Below are 14,389 nucleotides of genomic sequence, written 5' to 3' on the forward strand. Positions count from 1 at the left end.
CGAAATCCCGGGTCGGATCGCGACACATCCCGGGCGCAGGGCGAGACGATGTCTCGCCCTGCGAGCGAACAGCCGGCGCCAGAGCAAGGCCTGAGGGTTGATGTCATGCGTGGACAGTCCGTCGGAGGCTTCGCCTCCAAAGCCATCCGAGCCTCGCGCAAGGCCAGAAGCAAGATTCCGTCGCTCGCCGCCCTGCGCAGGCTGGCCGGCGAGACGCAGGCGGCGCGCATCCTCCAGCTCGAACTGGAACTCCGGGAGGCAAGGCAGCGTCTCGATGAGATGACGCGGCTGGCCCATATCGACGCCTTGAGCGGCCTCGCCAATCGCCGCGCCTTCGACGACGAGATGCGGCGGACGGTCGACCGTGCCGCGCGCTACGGCACGGCTGCGGCGGTCGCCATCTTCGACATCGACCGCTTCAAGGCAATCAACGATCTTTACGGACATGGCGTCGGCGACGGCGTCATCGTTGCGGTCGCGCAATGCCTGCGAAGCCAGGTCAGGGCATCGGATTTCGTCGCCCGGACCGGCGGCGACGAGTTCGCGATCATTCTCGCGAATATCGACCTGGAGGGTGCGCGGTTGCGCGCCGAACGCCTGCGCGAGGCCGTGGGGCGGCTGGAATACCGCCTGGGCGACGTCGTGATCCCGGTGCCGGTCTCCGTCGGGGTCTCCGCAATCGAGCCCAACAAGGGGCAGTGTGCGCTGCATGAGGCCGACCAGGCGATGTATCGCCAGAAGCGCGCCTCGCGAACGATCTACGTCCTCGGCTGAGCGGAGGCCTGGTCGCAGGCCGGGCATCCGCACGCAGGGCCGCCGACACATGGCCGTCAAGCGCCAAGGACCGGCCCCATCCTGATCGCTTGAACGTCTCGCACAGCGGGAGCCACCAGAGCCGGATCCGCTGGCCGGGCGTCAGGTCGGACGGTCTCGCACGACAGCATAGCATGGCAGAAGTCGGTCGATCTCACCGAGCTCCGCGGCGGCGCGAGCGGGCGATCGGCAGCTTAGTCACATGATTGCCCGTGCCTTGACCAGGGAGGGAGCGCGCAACGGCCTTCCGTCCGGCTCTATGTCTTGCCTTCGACCCAGCGTCCGATCATCTGGTATTGGACCTTCGCCTGCTGGTACTCCCGGTAGAAGCTGAGCAGGTCGCGCAAGGGGTTCGAAAGGCGCTCGAGGCCCGACATGAAGGCAACGACGGTGCCGATCGTGGTCCGCCCGTGGATCACCATCCAGCCGCCGACGAGGAGAACCATCAGCGGTCCGATCGCGTTTGCGATGTTGAGCAAGGTCTTGAGGCCGTATTTCAGGAAATAGAACCGGATGCGATTGCGGAAGATCGCACGGATCGTGGCGGATTCTTTCGCGGTCTCCCTGGAGTGGCTCCCGGTCTGGGCGACGGTTTCATCGCCCAGCTTGCGGACCAGCCCGACCTGCCTTTCGACCAGGATGTTGAGGTCGGCCTGCATGTAGAGCGCGAGGAAGACCTGCGGCAGCAGGAAGACCAGGCTGATCAGCGCAATCAGCGGCTGGATGTAGAGCATATAGGCCATGATCACGCAGAGAAACGTCAGATTGACCACGAATTCCGAGATGCCGACCCCGACGAAGCCGCCGACACCGTCGATCTCCCGGCCAATGACATTGACCGTCTGTCCGCTGGTGTGGTCGTCCGGAGAGGCCCGCTTCGATGCGACGATCGTCAACCGGTCGCGCGAGTTCTTCACGACGCTTTCGCTGACCCAACCCTGATAGACGAGAAGCGCATATTTCAGCGCAGCCTGGATCAGGACGATCGCGAGATAGAGCAGGCCGAAGAGCAGCAGCATCCGGACATCCCTGTCGGCAATCGCTACGTCGACGATCCGCCTCTGCAGATCGATCGGCGCGAAATTCAGCAAGGCCACCGCTATCGCGATCAGCCCGACATAGAACTGATGGACGCCGCTGGCGCGCCAGACGAAACGGCTCAGCGTCTGGTCGGACGCGATCGTCGCGGTGGAGGCCTCGCTCGGCCTGATCCGCCTGAGAAGGGGAAGAAGGATGCTGCTCACGGGGGACCTTGTCGAAGCCTGGGCGACAGGGAACGAACGGCCCGGCAGACATGTTCCCCGCCTCGGGGGTTTGTCGCATCACGCCCACACCCGAACGAGGATACTCCAAGACACGCCGAGCGTCTTCCACCCTCGACCCGTTCGGCAATGTTCGGGCAATCCAAGTGTTTTGATCAAGGGGACTGGCCCGCCGCATGGGGCGATGGACGGGCCAGTCCCTCATCGCGCGTGGAAATCGGGCCGCGCGATACCATATTCCCGCCCCTCGCCTCTTTCGCGGAAAGGGTTGTTTTTCCGTACGAACGTTCGTATATAAATCACGTATTGAGGGCAAGCCGGTTTCGCGCCTTTGCCAGGGAACGCCATGGGCAGACACAGAAAGCACGATCCGGAAGAGGTCCTGAACGCAGCGGAGCGGGTCGTGCTCAGCCGCGGCGCGGCTGGCCTCTCGATCGATGCCGTCGCCAAGGAGGCGGGCATCGCAAAATCCAGCGTCCTCTATGACTACAAGTCCAAAGGCGCCGTGCTGGAGGCTCTGATCGAGCGGATCATCAAGGCCGACGAGACGAAGGTTGCCGCTGCGGTCGTGGCAGCCGCTGCCACCCCGAATCCAGAACTGTTCGGCAGGATCGAGGCCACCGCCGCCGGCCAGCCTTCCGAAGACGAACGCGCCATCGCGATGGCGGTCAGCGCGGCGGCCTCCCATGAGGATGCCTTTCAGCGCAGCATGCGCGACTGGCTCTCCCGCGACCTCGACGCGATCCAGACCGGGACCGAAAAGCCCTTCGCCTCCCTGATGGCCTATCTCGCCCTCTTCGGGCTCTCATCCATCGAATATCAGGGCTTCCGCGAGTTCGAGCCATCCGAACGCGCCGCCATCCTGAACGGCATCAAAAGCATCTTCGAACGCATCTCCGAGAATCCGGCTTCCCCATGAATTCCCACTCTGTTTCTGCCCCTTCCCGCCTGTCGAAGGTCGGGGAGCAATCCCTTTTGCGCCGCCCCCTCTTGTGTCGGCTTGGAGCCCTCGCGCTCATCCTGTCCATGACGGTGGCGACGGCGAGCGCCCAGGACCCGTCCCAGATGCCGCCGCCGGCCGTCGCCGTCCTTCAGATCGCGCCGCGCGCCGTTCCGGTCGTCCGCGACCTGCCCGGCCGCATTGCCGCGACGCGTGTCGCGGAAGTCCGCGCCCGGGTCTCGGGCATCCTGCTGGAGCGCGTCTTCCAGCAGGGCACGCTCGTCAAGCAGGGCGACGTGCTCTACCGGATCGATCCAAAACTCTTCGAGGTCAGGGTCGCGAGCGCGCAGGCCGCCCTCCAGAAGGCCAAGGCCGGCAAGGCCAATTCCGAGCAGCAGCTCGCGCGCCAGAAGACGCTGCGCGAGCGCGAGGTGGCGAGCGGGATCAATTTCGAGAACGCGGAACTGGCGCTCGCCCAGGCCAACGCCGATGTCGGGCTGGCCGAGGCCGCGCTGGCGGAGGCGAAGATCAATCTGGACTACACGCAGGTCCGGGCCCCCATCACCGGCATCATCGGGGCAGCACTGGTCACGGAGGGAGCGCTCGTCACCGCCGACGCCACCCAGAACCTGGCCCTGATCCAGCAGATCGACCCGGTCTACGCGGATTTCACCCAGTCGGCGCAGGAACTCCTGGCGCTGAAGCGCGCGGTCGATGCCGGCAAGCTCGCCAGCCCGGAGCCGGGCAAGGCCCGCGTCGAGCTGGTCTTCGACGACGGCGCGACCTATGCGCAGGCCGGTTCCCTGCTGTTTGCCAGTGCCAGCGTCGATGCGACGACCGGCCAGGTGACGCTGCGTGCCGAGTTCCCGAATGCGAAGGGCGATCTGCTGCCCGGCATGTATGTCCGGGTCCGCCTCGAGCAGGCGGTCCGCGAGGGCGCGATCACCGTGCCGCAGCGCGCCATCCTCCGCACGCAGGAGGGCCGAGCCCAGGTCTACGTGATCACGCCTGACAATACCGCCGAGGCGCGCGACGTCGAGCTTGGCGAGGCCATCGGCTCCGACTGGCTTGTCCTGTCCGGCCTCAAGGCCGGCGAGAAGGTCGCCGTCGACGGCGTCCAGAAACTCCAGCCCGGCGCCAAACTGGCGCCGGAGCCCTGGTCGCCCGCGACCGATGCCGATGGCTCGAAGAGCCGATAGGTCCTGACATGGCACAGTTCTTCATTCGGCGGCCGATCCTCGCCTGGGTCTTCGCGCTGTTCATCTGCATTGCCGGCGCGCTGGCCCTGCCCTTCCTGCCGATCGCGCAGTACCCCAAGGTCGCGCCGCCGCAGCTCTCGATCTCGACCGCCTATCCCGGCGCCTCGCCCCAGGAGATCTACCAGGGCGTGACCCGCCTGATCGAGGAAGAGCTGAACGGCGTCGCCGGGCTGATCTATTTCGAGTCGACCTCGGATACCTCCGGCTCGGTCTCGATCAACGCGACTTTCCAGCCCGGCACGGATATCGACCAGGCTTCGGTCAAGGTCCAGAACGCGATCAAGCGGGTCGAATCCCGGCTGCCGCGGGCTGTCACCACGCAGGGCGTTTCCGTCGAGGAGGCGTCGGCGGGCTTCCTGATGATCGTCTCGCTGACTTCGCTCGACGGGCAGATGGACGAGGTCGCGCTCGGCGACTACCTCAACCGCAATGTGCTCGGCGAGCTTCGGCGCATCGAGGGCGTCGGCCGGGCGCAGCTCTTCGCGGCCCAGCGCGCCATGCGCGTCTGGATCGACCCGGTGAAGATGGTCGGCCTGAAACTGACCGCCGACGACATCACGGCCGCGATCGGCGCGCAGAACGCCCAGGTGGCGGCCGGCCAGATCGGCGCCGCGCCGAACCCGGTCAGCCAGGACCTGACCGCGACCGTGCTCGTCAAGGGCCAGCTCGCCAATGCGGACGAGTTCGGCGAGATCGTGCTGCGTGCCAATGCCGACGGCAGCACCGTTCGCCTTCGCGACGTCGCGCGCATCGAGCTTGGCGCGGAGAACTACAATTTCAGCAGCCGTCTCAACGGCAAGCCGAGCGCGGCGGTGGGCATCCAGCTCTCGTCCACCGGCAACGCGGTCGCGACCTCGCAGGCGATCCGCACCAAGCTCGCCGAACTTTCGCGCTTCTTCCCCAAGGGCGTCGAGCAGTCGATTCCCTACGACACCAGTCCCTTCGTCTCGGCCTCGATCAAGAAGGTGCTGTTCACGCTGCTGGAGGCGGTCGGGCTCGTCTTCATCGTGATGCTGATCTTCCTCCAGAACATCCGCTACACCGTGATCCCGACACTGGTCGTGCCGGTCGCGCTGCTCGGCACCTGCGCGGTCATGTACGCGACCGGGTTCTCGATCAACGTGCTGACGATGTTTGCGATGGTGCTCGCCATCGGCATCCTCGTCGACGACGCCATCGTCGTCGTCGAGAATGTCGAGCGCATCATGGCCGAGGAAGGCCTGTCCCCGCGCGCGGCGACGCAGAAGGCCATGGGCCAGATCACCGGCGCGATCCTCGGCATCACGCTCGTGCTCGCCAGCGTCTTCATCCCGATGGCCTTCTTCCCCGGCTCGACCGGCATCATCTACCGCCAGTTCAGCCTGACCATGGTCGTCTCGATCCTGTTCTCGGCCTTCCTGGCCTTGTCGCTGACGCCGGCCTTGTGCGCGACGTTCCTGAAGCCAATCGCCAGGGGGCATCACGAGAAGAAGGGGCTCGGCGGCTGGTTCAACCGCAATTTCGAGCGCATGACCGCGGGCTATTCCCGCAGCGTCGTCAGCCTGGCGAAGCGGGCCGGCCGCGTCATGGTGGTCTATCTCGCGCTCGTCGTCGGGCTCGGCTACCTCTTCGTCAAGCTGCCCAGCGCTTTCGTGCCAAACGAGGACCAGGGCTATGTCATCGTCGACATCCAAGGGCCGCCGGAAGCAAGCGCCAACCGTACGCTCGCCTCGATCAAGCAGATCGAAGGCATCTTCCAGGCCGACCCCGCCGTCGCCAATGTCGTGGCGATCCAGGGCTTCAGCTTCTCCGGCAATGGCGCGAACGCCGCGCTTGCCTTCGTGACGCTGAAGGACTGGAGCGAACGTGGCGCCGACAGCACGGCCCAGGCCGTGGCGGACCGCGCGAATGCCCAGCTGTTCAGCCTGAAGGATGCAACGACCTTTGCCCTGTCGCCGCCGCCGATCGAAGGTTTCGGCACGACGAACGGCTTTGCCTTCCGCCTCCAGGACCGCGCCGGCGCCGGCCAGCGGGCGCTCGCCAATGCGGCCGCGGACCTGCTTGCCCGGGCCGCCAAGAGCAAGGTCGTCACGGGCCTGCGCGTCGAGGGCATGCCCGACGCCGCGCAGCTTCTGCTCGTCATCGACCGCGAGAAGGCCAACACGTTCGGCGTCACCTTCACCGACATCAACACCACGATCACGGCCAATCTCGGCTCGTCCTATGTCAATGACCACCCGAACGCCGGACGCATGCAGCGGGTGATCGTCCAGGGCCGCGACCGCGACCGCCTCCAGACGGAGGACCTGCTCAAGCTCAACGTCCGCAACGCGCAGGGCGGGATGGTTCCGCTGTCATCCTTCGCGATCGCGCAGTGGCAAAAGGGCGCTCCGCAGATCGTGGGCTATAACGGCTATCCGACCGTCCGGATCACCGGCGAGCCGGCTCCCGGCCAGTCCTCGGGCGCAGCCATCGCGGAGATGGAGCGGCTCGTCGCCGAAGTCCCGGGCGGGTTCGGCTTCGAATGGACCGGGCAATCGCTGGAGGAGATCAAGTCCGGCTCGCAGGCGCCCATGCTGTTTGCGCTCAGCATCCTGTTCGTCTTCCTGCTGCTCGCCGGTCTCTACGAAAGCTGGTCGATCCCGCTCTCGGTGATGCTGGTCGTGCCGCTCGGCATCATCGGCTGCGTGCTCGCCGTGATGCTGCGCGGGATGCCCAACGACATCTACTTCAAGGTCGGCCTGATCGCGATCATCGGCCTCTCCGCCAAGAACGCGATCCTGATCGTCGAGTTCGCCAGGGATTATTATGCGGAGGGCCGGTCGCTGCTGGATTCGGCGACGGACGCGGCCAAGGTCCGGTTCCGGCCGATCATCATGACCTCGCTTGCCTTCGCGCTCGGCGTCGTGCCGCTGGCGATGGCGACCGGCCCGAGCGCCGCCAGCCAGAACGCGCTCGGCACCGGCGTGCTTGGCGGCATGATCTCGGCCACCGTGCTCGCGATCTTCTTCGTCCCGGTCTTCTTCGTGTTCGTTCTCAAGCTGCTCAGGACAAAGCGGCCGGGCGAGCAGGAGGACGGCGACGCAGAGGCCGCCGCAGCAGCAACGGCTGCCCGGTCTCAGGAGCCAGTCGGTGGGGCGGCGGTCGCGCCGGCAAGCTCCTCGGCCTGACCTGCGAGCGAGGTCGCGCCCGGCTTCGGAGAGCCGCGCCTGACGCCCGGGGACTGCAACGAGAACGAGGCGGTTTCGTTCGCCGCCTCGTCCTCGATCGTCAACCTCGGATGAAGGCGAGGATGTCCTTGTTGACAATATCGGCGTGGGTGGTCGCCATGCCGTGCGGCAACTTGTTGTAGATATTCAACGTTGCCCGCTTCAGCAGCTTGGCCGAGAGAGGCGCGCTATCGCCGATCGGCACGATCTGGTCGTCATCACCATGCATCACGAGAGTCGGCGCCTCGATGATCTTGAGGTCCTCGGTGAAATCGGTCTCGGAAAAGGCCTTGATGCCCTCGTAGTGGGCCTTGGCGGCTCCCGTCATGCCCTGGCGCCACCAGTTCTGGACGATGCTGGGATCCGTCTCGACCCCGGCCCGATTGAAGCCATAGAACGGTCCCGACGCGAAATCGGTGTAGAACTTGCTGCGATTGGCAGCGAGACTGCTCCGAAGGCCATCGAATACTTCGATCGGCAGGCCGCCAGGATTGCGCTCCGTCTTGACCATGATCGGCGGGACCGCACCGATCAGGACGAGCTTTGCGGTGCGGCTTCGGCCATGGCGCGCGACATAGCGCGTCGCCTCGCCCCCGCCCGTGGAATGGCCGATATGGACGGCATTGCGCAGGTCGAGATGCTCGATGACGGCCGCGGCGTCGGCGGCGTAATGGTCCATGTCATGGCCCTCGCTGACCTGGCTGGAGCGGCCATGTCCACGCCGGTCGTGAGCGACGACCCGGAAGCCCTGCGCCAGGAAGAAGAGCATCTGGGCGTCCCAGTCGTCCGAACTGAGCGGCCAGCCATGGTGAAAGACCAGCGGCTGGGCTGATTTCGGGCCCCAGTCCTTGTAGAAGATCTCGACGCCATCCTTGGTCGTCACATAGTTCATGCGTTGGCTCCTTCTGCTGTTGTGAGGGGACGCGATGGCGGGTCGTGCGAAAGCCGGGAACGGAAGCGCTCCGGCCGCTGCCACGCCGGCCGTGCCGCGCAGGAGATCCCGCCGAGTGAGGTCGGGCGTGCAGGCAAAGGCTTTGTTCGGCATTGACGCCTCCAAGGCTAAAATATTCAGCAACGACCTGAAGACTTCAGGAAGACGAATTCATCGCGGATATCCCGAGGCATCGACCCCGAAACCGTAGAAAGACTCACGCAACTGGTGGCTTTCGAGGCAATTCAATCCTGAAAATATTATCGTTTCCGATCAATACGCCCCAGGTCGATCCACTCTATACGGAGGTATAGGATATAATACCTTCCGCATGATTTGATTTCGGCGCAGACCGGCCCAGCTTCGGATCATCCAAATGGAGGTCCACATGGGAAAACTGTCGAACAAGATCGCCGTGATCACCGGCGGCAATAGCGGCATCGGCTTCGCGACGGCGCGCCTCTTCGCAGCCGAAGGCGCGAAGGTCGTAATCGTCGGACGGCGCGAAACCGCCGTCAACGAAGCGGCCACGGCACTGGGGCGTCAGGTCATAGGCCTTGCCGGTGACGTTGCCGACCTCGCCACGCATGAACGTGTCGCCGCGCTGGTCGCGGAGCGGTTCGGACAGGCCGATATCTATGTGGCGAATGCGGGCGGCATCCGTATTCAGCCCAGTTCCGCCGTGACTATGGCTGACTATGACGCGCAATTCCTCACCAATGCGCGCGGTACCTTCTTCGGTGTGCAGACGATGGCCCCGTTGCTGCGTGACGGCGGCGCGATCCTGCTGACGAGCTCGATCGCGAGCCGCAAGGTGCTGGAAGGCCACGCGGTTTACGCCGGCAGCAAGGCCGCGATCGAGGCGTTCGCCCGCAACTGGGCGCTGGAGTTCAAGGATCGGCGCATCCGCGTGAATGTGCTCAGCCCCGGCCCGACCGACACGCCGATCCTCGCAAAGCTCGGCGTCGCTCCCGAAGCGCAGCCGCAGGCCGCGCGGATGATCCCGTTCGGCCGGATGGGCAAGGCCGAGGAGCTCGCGCAGGCAGCCCTCTTTCTCTGCTCCGCCGAGGGCGCATTCGTCACGGGCGTCAACCTCGCCGTCGACGGCGGCATCTCGCTGACCTGATCGCCGCAGAGGCTCCTGCGGCCTCCCTCGCGCCGCAAATCTCGATGATCGCGGCGCGGCGGCGGGATGACCACGCCGCCACCTTCGCCAAGACTGGAGCATCCCCGGGAGCGGTGCTTCAGCTCCGCATCGCCTAGGCTGCCTGCGCCTCGCGCAGTCCGACCGGGAGCGCCTCCCAGGCCCGGATCAGCTCGCCGATGGAGGCGACCTCCATCTTCCGCATCAGGTTGCCCCTGTGCAGCTTGACCGTCACCTCGCTGATGCCGAGGTCGAAGGCAATCTGCTTGTTGAGACGGCCGCGCGCGACCTCCTGAATGATCTCGCGCTCCCGCGGCGTCAGGGTCCGCAGGCGCTCGGCATGGCCCTTGACCCTCGCCGCTTCCGCCCGTCGCGCCGCATCCAGCGCAATCGCGGCGCTGACGGCGTCCAGTAGCGTCTGGTCGCGGACCGGCTTCATCAGGAAGTCGACCGCGCCGGCCTTCATGGCCTGAACGGTCATGGGGATGTCGCCATGCGCGGTCAGGAAGATGATCGGCTTGGGATGTCCATTCGCTGTCAGCTGGCGCTGGAGGTCGAGCCCGCTGGAGCCGGGCATGCGCACGTCAAGGATCAGGCACCCCGGCTTGTCGAGCGCGCCGCTCTCCAGCAAGGCCTGTGTCGATCCGAACGACACCGCCTCGAAGCCGGCCGACAGCATCAGCTCGGACAACGCTTCTCGCACCGAAGCGTCGTCATCGACGATGATGACGAGGGGCTGCTCCGTCTCGGCCTGGCGCTGGGCCAAGCGCTGCATGGAATTTCGGGCAAGCGAGCGGTCAATGATCATGTCCACCTTCCACCTCTCTATTGACGCAGGGCTCTCGCGATCGCCGTGAGCAGGGCCTGGCCGTCGAAGGGCTTGCAGAAGAAGCTCTCCACGGCGCGCGCCCTGATCTGCCCGGCGATCTCGTGGCGCCCGGTGATGAGAAAGACTGGCAGGTTCGGGCGTTCCCGGTTTACGAGGTCACGCAGCTCGAAGCCGTCCATCCCCGGCATGCCGATATCGGTGATGAGGAGATCCAGCCCGGAGAGGCCCGCCCCGATCAGCCCTGCCGCGGAGGGGAAGCTGCGAACCGCATAGCCGGCCGACTCGAGCAGGTCCTCGAGCGACTCGAGCAATCTCGGATCGTCATCGACCACGGCCACGACATGTCTCTGCTTGCTCACGCTCAGGCTCCTCCCATCCGGCGCGAATGCTGGATCGGGATTTCCAACCGCTCCGCAATTCGCACCAGGTCGGCGAGCGATGACGCCGACATTTTCTGCATGACGTTCCTTCTGTGGATCTGAAGGGTGACTTCGCTGATGCCGAGCGCGGCCGCCGCCTGCTTGTTGAGGAGCCCGCTCACCACGAGAGGCAGGACTTCGCGCTCCCGAGGGGAGAGCTCGCGATAGCGCTGCCTCAGAAGTGCGAGTTCGCCGCGCTTCGCCCTGGTTTCCAGATCCTGCGCGATCGCCGCGCGGATCGCGCTCATGAGCGCCACATCGCTGAAGGGCTTGGTCAGGAAATCGACGGCGCCATGCTTGATGGCGGCGACCGACGACGGAATGTCGCCATGCCCCGTGATGAACACGATCGGCGGATGATTTCCCTGTGCGATCTGCCTTTGCAGCGCGAGCCCGTTGATATCGGGAAGCTCGACGTCGAGGATCAGGCAGGCCGGGAGATCAGGCTTGGCCGCGCCGATATAGTCGCCGGCCGTCTCGAACGGGATGGACGGGACGCCGTTGGCCGCCAGCAGCTCGCCCAGCGCCTCCCGAAGAGCGGCGTCGTCGTCGACGATGAACACGATCATATCGTCAGCGGTCATGATCCGCCTTCGTTTCAACGGGCAGGGTGAAGATGAACGTCGCCCCGCCGGGCTGATTGTTCTCGGCCCAGAGACGCCCGCCATGGGATTCGATGATTGTTCTAGAGATGGCCAAGCCCATGCCCATTCCATTGGGTTTCGTTGAGAAAAAGGGCTCGAACACCCTTTCAGGAGCGGCGATACCCGCACCCGTGTCCCGGACTTCGGTGCGGATCTGATCGCCGGCGCGCAGGCATCGGATGCGAAGCACCCCGCGCTGCGCCGGCTCCATCGCCTCCAGGCCGTTGCGGATCAGATTGACGAGAACCTGCTGGATCTGGGTCCGGTCCAGGTCCAGCGGCGGAAGCCCGGCCTCGACATCGACCTCGATGCGGAGGCGGCGCCGGGTCGCCTCTTCCGTCATCAAGCCCCGGGCCTCATGGAGAATGGCGTCGAGCTGGCAGGGGTCTCGCGCCTCGCCCGTCTGCCTGAACAGGGCGCGGACCCTACCGACGACGTCGGCGGCGGAATTCGCGTCGCGGATGATGCGCTCGACGGTCTTCTGCGCCCGCTCCAGATTGGGCGGGTCCGAGGTGAGCCAGCGCTGGCAGGCATGGGAATTGGCGACCACGGCGGCGAGCGGCTGGTTGACCTCATGGGCAATCGAGGCGGAGAGCTCTGCAAGGCTTGCGGCCTGGGCTGCGCGCGCCAGGCGTTCCTGCGTCAATGTCAGCGCCTCCTGCGCACGCACCTGATCTTCGATCTCGAAGCAGATGCCGTTCCACTGGACGATTTCCCCCTCGACATTCCGCATCGCCGCGGTTCGCGTCTCGACCCAGCGAAACGCGCCATCCGCCCGGCGCAGGCGGTGCTTCATCGCATAGGAGGAGCCCGTCGCCAGCGAGAACCCATATTTCTCTTTGACGTCGGGGAGGTCGTCGGGATGGATGATCGCCTCGAGGGTACCGGCCAGGCCTGCCCTGCCCTCGTCATCCTCGTCGCCGAGCTTGTCCCCGAGCCCGAAGCCGAGAAATTCGCGCAGCTTCTCGCTTCGGTAGATCGGCGCCCCGTCCGGTGCGGCGCAGTAAATGAGGGCAGGCAGCGTCTCGACCAGCTGACGCAGCGAACGCTCGCTCTCCCTGAGCGCCTCCTCCACCCGAAGCTGATCGTCGATGTCGTGGGACAGGCCGTACCATTGGACGATGCCGCCGCCTTCATCGCGGAGCGGCTCCGCGCGCCCGTCCATCCAGCGATAGACGCCATCATGGCGGCGCAGGCGGTAGCGCATCGAAAAGGCCTGGCCGCAGCGCAGGCAATGCTTCAGTTCGGCCCAGAGGCGATCGGCGTCGTCGGGATGGATGGCGGCCTTCAGGGCCGCCGCGTATGGCTCCGTCCGAGGCTGTTCAAGGCCGCCATCGTCAAGACCCAGGAAATCCGTGAAGCGGCGGTTGAAGAAGTTCGGCTCGCCCGTTGGCGTCAGCCGCCAGATGAAGCTCGGCACCAGATCGACCAGCCGCGTCAATTCCTGCTTCCGGAAATTCAGCTCCGTCTGCGTGGTGATCAGATCATGGATATCGACGGATACGCCGTACCACCGAACGATCTTGCCCGTATCGTCACGCAAGGCTTCCGCACGCGTCTCGGTCCATCGATAGGTGCCGTCGGCGCGGTGCTGAAGGTATTTCATGGCGTACGGAGCGCCCGTCACGACGGACTTGATGAAGGTCTGCTCCGCCAGCTCCAGATAGTTGGGGTGGATCATCTTTCTCAGCGACAGAGCCCCATCGGGCGCGGTGACCGTGTCTAGCGTGGCGCCGGTCACCTCCATCATCCGCTTGTTGAGATAGGCGGGCCGGCCCTCCGCCGTCATGCTCCAGATCATGGCCGGGACCGTGTCGATCAACTGCGCGAGATGCTGCTCCCTCTCGCGCAGGGCGGCCTCGGTCTTCTTGTAGACGTCGATGTCGATCGAGGTGCCGAACCAGCCTGTGATGCGTCCCTCGCCATCCCGCGTCGGCCGCGCCGAGATGCGGTGCCAGACATAGTGGCCCGTCGCGCGCAGCATCCGATACTCGATGTTCCACGGCTCGCCCGTCTTCAGGCAATGGCGCAGGGTCGAGGCTGCCCTGTCGACATCCTCGGGATGGACGCCGCGCATCCAGCCGGCCTCGCCGCCATCGATGAATTCACGCTCGCCGAGACGGCGGTTGAGATCCTCCAGGGCCATGTCGATGGCGACCTGTGCGGCAGGCGTCACATAGGTGAATTTGCCCATCGCGTCGAAGGCCCAGGCCTTGCCGTGCAGGCTCTCGATCACCTTGGCTGCACTGACCGCGTCCACGGTCTCGCCGAGGGATTGCGCGATGGTCCAGCGGTCGCCCGGCCTGGAGACCATGGCGTCGACATTCACGCTGACGCCATAGCCCGGCTCGGCACGCAGCTCGGCCCAGCGATAGCTGCCGTCCGGCTGGCGCAGCCGATAGCTCGTCACCTGGGGCACACCGGTCCAGAATGCGTAGGCCCCCGCCTGTGCGATCGCAGCCCTGTCCTCCGGGTGGACGGCACTCTCGGCCGCCTCGCCCGGAGCAGCTCCGAACCCGTCCGAACCGCCAGGCGCTTGCCGCGGCACTGTCCCGACCCGAGCGTTGGGGCGGGCCGGCTCGCGGAAAACCAGCACGCCGATGCAAGCGGCAACCAGGAGGAAGGCCCCGAGCGACAGCGCGGCCTCCCGAATGGCGCCCGGATACAGAAGCGCGGCGACGGTCGCCCCGGCAAGGGCGGCGAGCAGCGCGGCCCAGAGCGACACAAGCAGATGGCCGCGCGCATGGAGAAAGACTGCGCCGAGCGGAGCCAGGAGGCCGAAGGGAGTTCCGGCCAGCCAGCAAGCTGACAAACCCAGAGCCAGCGTCCCGACGATCAGGGCCGACGGCGTTCGATGAAGCGCTGCGATCATGGTCGGCTGCTCCCTCCGGGGACGGAATGCCTGGAAACCGTCACAGCTTCACTAGCACCAGTCCTCGAAGACACGGCTGGCAAACTCA

General features: G+C 65.7%; 11 protein-coding genes and 1 pseudogene. 5 read left to right on the forward strand and 7 right to left on the reverse strand.

Going from position 1 to position 14,389, the window contains the following annotated elements:
* The first annotated feature begins 105 nt into the window (after positions 1 to 105).
* The gene (locus BIWAKO_RS27830; RefSeq protein ID WP_069881410.1) at positions 106 to 774 is read left to right on the forward strand and encodes a GGDEF domain-containing protein; all 669 of its coding nucleotides are present in this window, start codon (positions 106 to 108) and stop codon (positions 772 to 774) included.
* Positions 775 to 1,070: 296 nt separating this feature from the next.
* On the opposite strand, the gene BIWAKO_RS27835 is transcribed toward BIWAKO_RS27830, so the two are convergent.
* The gene (locus BIWAKO_RS27835; protein ID WP_176733418.1) at positions 1,071 to 2,057 is read right to left on the reverse strand and encodes an ABC transporter transmembrane domain-containing protein; all 987 of its coding nucleotides are present in this window, start codon (positions 2,055 to 2,057) and stop codon (positions 1,071 to 1,073) included.
* A gap of 364 nt (positions 2,058 to 2,421) precedes the next feature.
* On the opposite strand from BIWAKO_RS27835, the gene BIWAKO_RS27840 reads away from it, so the two are divergent.
* From BIWAKO_RS27840 to BIWAKO_RS27850, 3 genes are all read left to right on the forward strand, one after another.
* Entirely contained in the window at positions 2,422 to 2,994 is a 573-nt protein-coding gene (locus BIWAKO_RS27840; RefSeq protein ID WP_069881411.1) for a TetR/AcrR family transcriptional regulator, read from the forward strand.
* 107 nt (positions 2,995 to 3,101) lie between these two features.
* The gene (locus tag BIWAKO_RS27845; RefSeq protein WP_141740416.1) at positions 3,102 to 4,214 is read left to right on the forward strand and encodes an efflux RND transporter periplasmic adaptor subunit; all 1,113 of its coding nucleotides are present in this window, start codon (positions 3,102 to 3,104) and stop codon (positions 4,212 to 4,214) included.
* A gap of 8 nt (positions 4,215 to 4,222) precedes the next feature.
* Positions 4,223 to 7,423, forward strand: a complete 3,201-nt coding sequence (locus BIWAKO_RS27850) for an efflux RND transporter permease subunit (RefSeq protein WP_069881413.1) — start codon at positions 4,223 to 4,225, stop codon at positions 7,421 to 7,423.
* 100 nt (positions 7,424 to 7,523) lie between these two features.
* Here BIWAKO_RS27850 and BIWAKO_RS27855 read toward each other — a convergent pair whose 3' ends face one another.
* On the reverse strand, positions 7,524 to 8,507 hold the full coding sequence (locus BIWAKO_RS27855; RefSeq protein ID WP_371332103.1) for an alpha/beta fold hydrolase: 984 nt from the start codon (positions 8,505 to 8,507) through the stop codon (positions 7,524 to 7,526).
* Between the two features lie 274 nt (positions 8,508 to 8,781).
* Between BIWAKO_RS27855 and BIWAKO_RS27860 the strand changes: the two genes are divergently transcribed.
* Positions 8,782 to 9,519: an SDR family NAD(P)-dependent oxidoreductase gene (locus tag BIWAKO_RS27860; RefSeq protein WP_069882862.1), complete on the forward strand. Its 738-nt coding sequence runs from the start codon at positions 8,782 to 8,784 to the stop codon at positions 9,517 to 9,519.
* A gap of 133 nt (positions 9,520 to 9,652) precedes the next feature.
* Here the strand turns inward: BIWAKO_RS27860 and BIWAKO_RS27865 are convergent, their stop codons facing one another.
* The 5 genes and pseudogenes from BIWAKO_RS27865 to BIWAKO_RS37585 form a co-directional block, all read right to left on the reverse strand.
* Positions 9,653 to 10,345, reverse strand: coding sequence for a response regulator transcription factor (locus BIWAKO_RS27865; protein WP_069882863.1), 693 nt, complete (start codon positions 10,343 to 10,345; stop codon positions 9,653 to 9,655).
* Between the two features lie 17 nt (positions 10,346 to 10,362).
* Positions 10,363 to 10,725: a response regulator gene (locus BIWAKO_RS27870; protein ID WP_069881415.1), complete on the reverse strand. Its 363-nt coding sequence runs from the start codon at positions 10,723 to 10,725 to the stop codon at positions 10,363 to 10,365.
* A gap of 2 nt (positions 10,726 to 10,727) precedes the next feature.
* A complete protein-coding gene (locus tag BIWAKO_RS27875) occupies positions 10,728 to 11,369 on the reverse strand; it encodes a response regulator transcription factor (RefSeq protein WP_069881416.1) in 642 nt (213 codons plus the stop codon).
* Entirely contained in the window at positions 11,359 to 13,317 is a 1,959-nt protein-coding gene (locus tag BIWAKO_RS27880) for a PAS domain-containing protein (RefSeq protein WP_465247429.1), read from the reverse strand. Before BIWAKO_RS27880 ends, BIWAKO_RS27875 begins: the two co-directional genes overlap by 11 nt.
* A pseudogene (locus tag BIWAKO_RS37585) lies at positions 13,291 to 14,301 on the reverse strand (PAS domain-containing protein); the annotation flags it as partial. The pseudogene BIWAKO_RS37585 and the gene BIWAKO_RS27880, both read right to left, overlap by 27 nt.
* Positions 14,302 to 14,389: the final 88 nt, after the last annotated feature.

The organism is Bosea sp. BIWAKO-01 (assembly GCF_001748145.1).
GTDB lineage: Bacteria > Pseudomonadota > Alphaproteobacteria > Rhizobiales > Beijerinckiaceae > Allobosea.

Bases quoted from the DNA above. Each gene is read 5' to 3' on its own strand.
- BIWAKO_RS27845 (WP_141740416.1), top strand. From the start codon at position 3,102: ATGACGGTGGCGACGGCGAGCGCCCAGGACCCGTCCCAGATGCCGCCG.
- BIWAKO_RS27850 (WP_069881413.1), top strand. From the start codon at position 4,223: ATGGCACAGTTCTTCATTCGGCGGCCGATCCTCGCCTGGGTCTTCGCG.
- BIWAKO_RS27830 (WP_069881410.1), top strand. From the start codon at position 106: ATGCGTGGACAGTCCGTCGGAGGCTTCGCCTCCAAAGCCATCCGAGCC.
- BIWAKO_RS27865 (WP_069882863.1), bottom strand. From the start codon at position 10,345: ATGATCATTGACCGCTCGCTTGCCCGAAATTCCATGCAGCGCTTGGCC.
- BIWAKO_RS27860 (WP_069882862.1), top strand. From the start codon at position 8,782: ATGGGAAAACTGTCGAACAAGATCGCCGTGATCACCGGCGGCAATAGC.
- BIWAKO_RS27855 (WP_371332103.1), bottom strand. From the start codon at position 8,507: ATGCCGAACAAAGCCTTTGCCTGCACGCCCGACCTCACTCGGCGGGAT.
- BIWAKO_RS27840 (WP_069881411.1), top strand. From the start codon at position 2,422: ATGGGCAGACACAGAAAGCACGATCCGGAAGAGGTCCTGAACGCAGCG.
- BIWAKO_RS27875 (WP_069881416.1), bottom strand. From the start codon at position 11,369: ATGACCGCTGACGATATGATCGTGTTCATCGTCGACGACGACGCCGCT.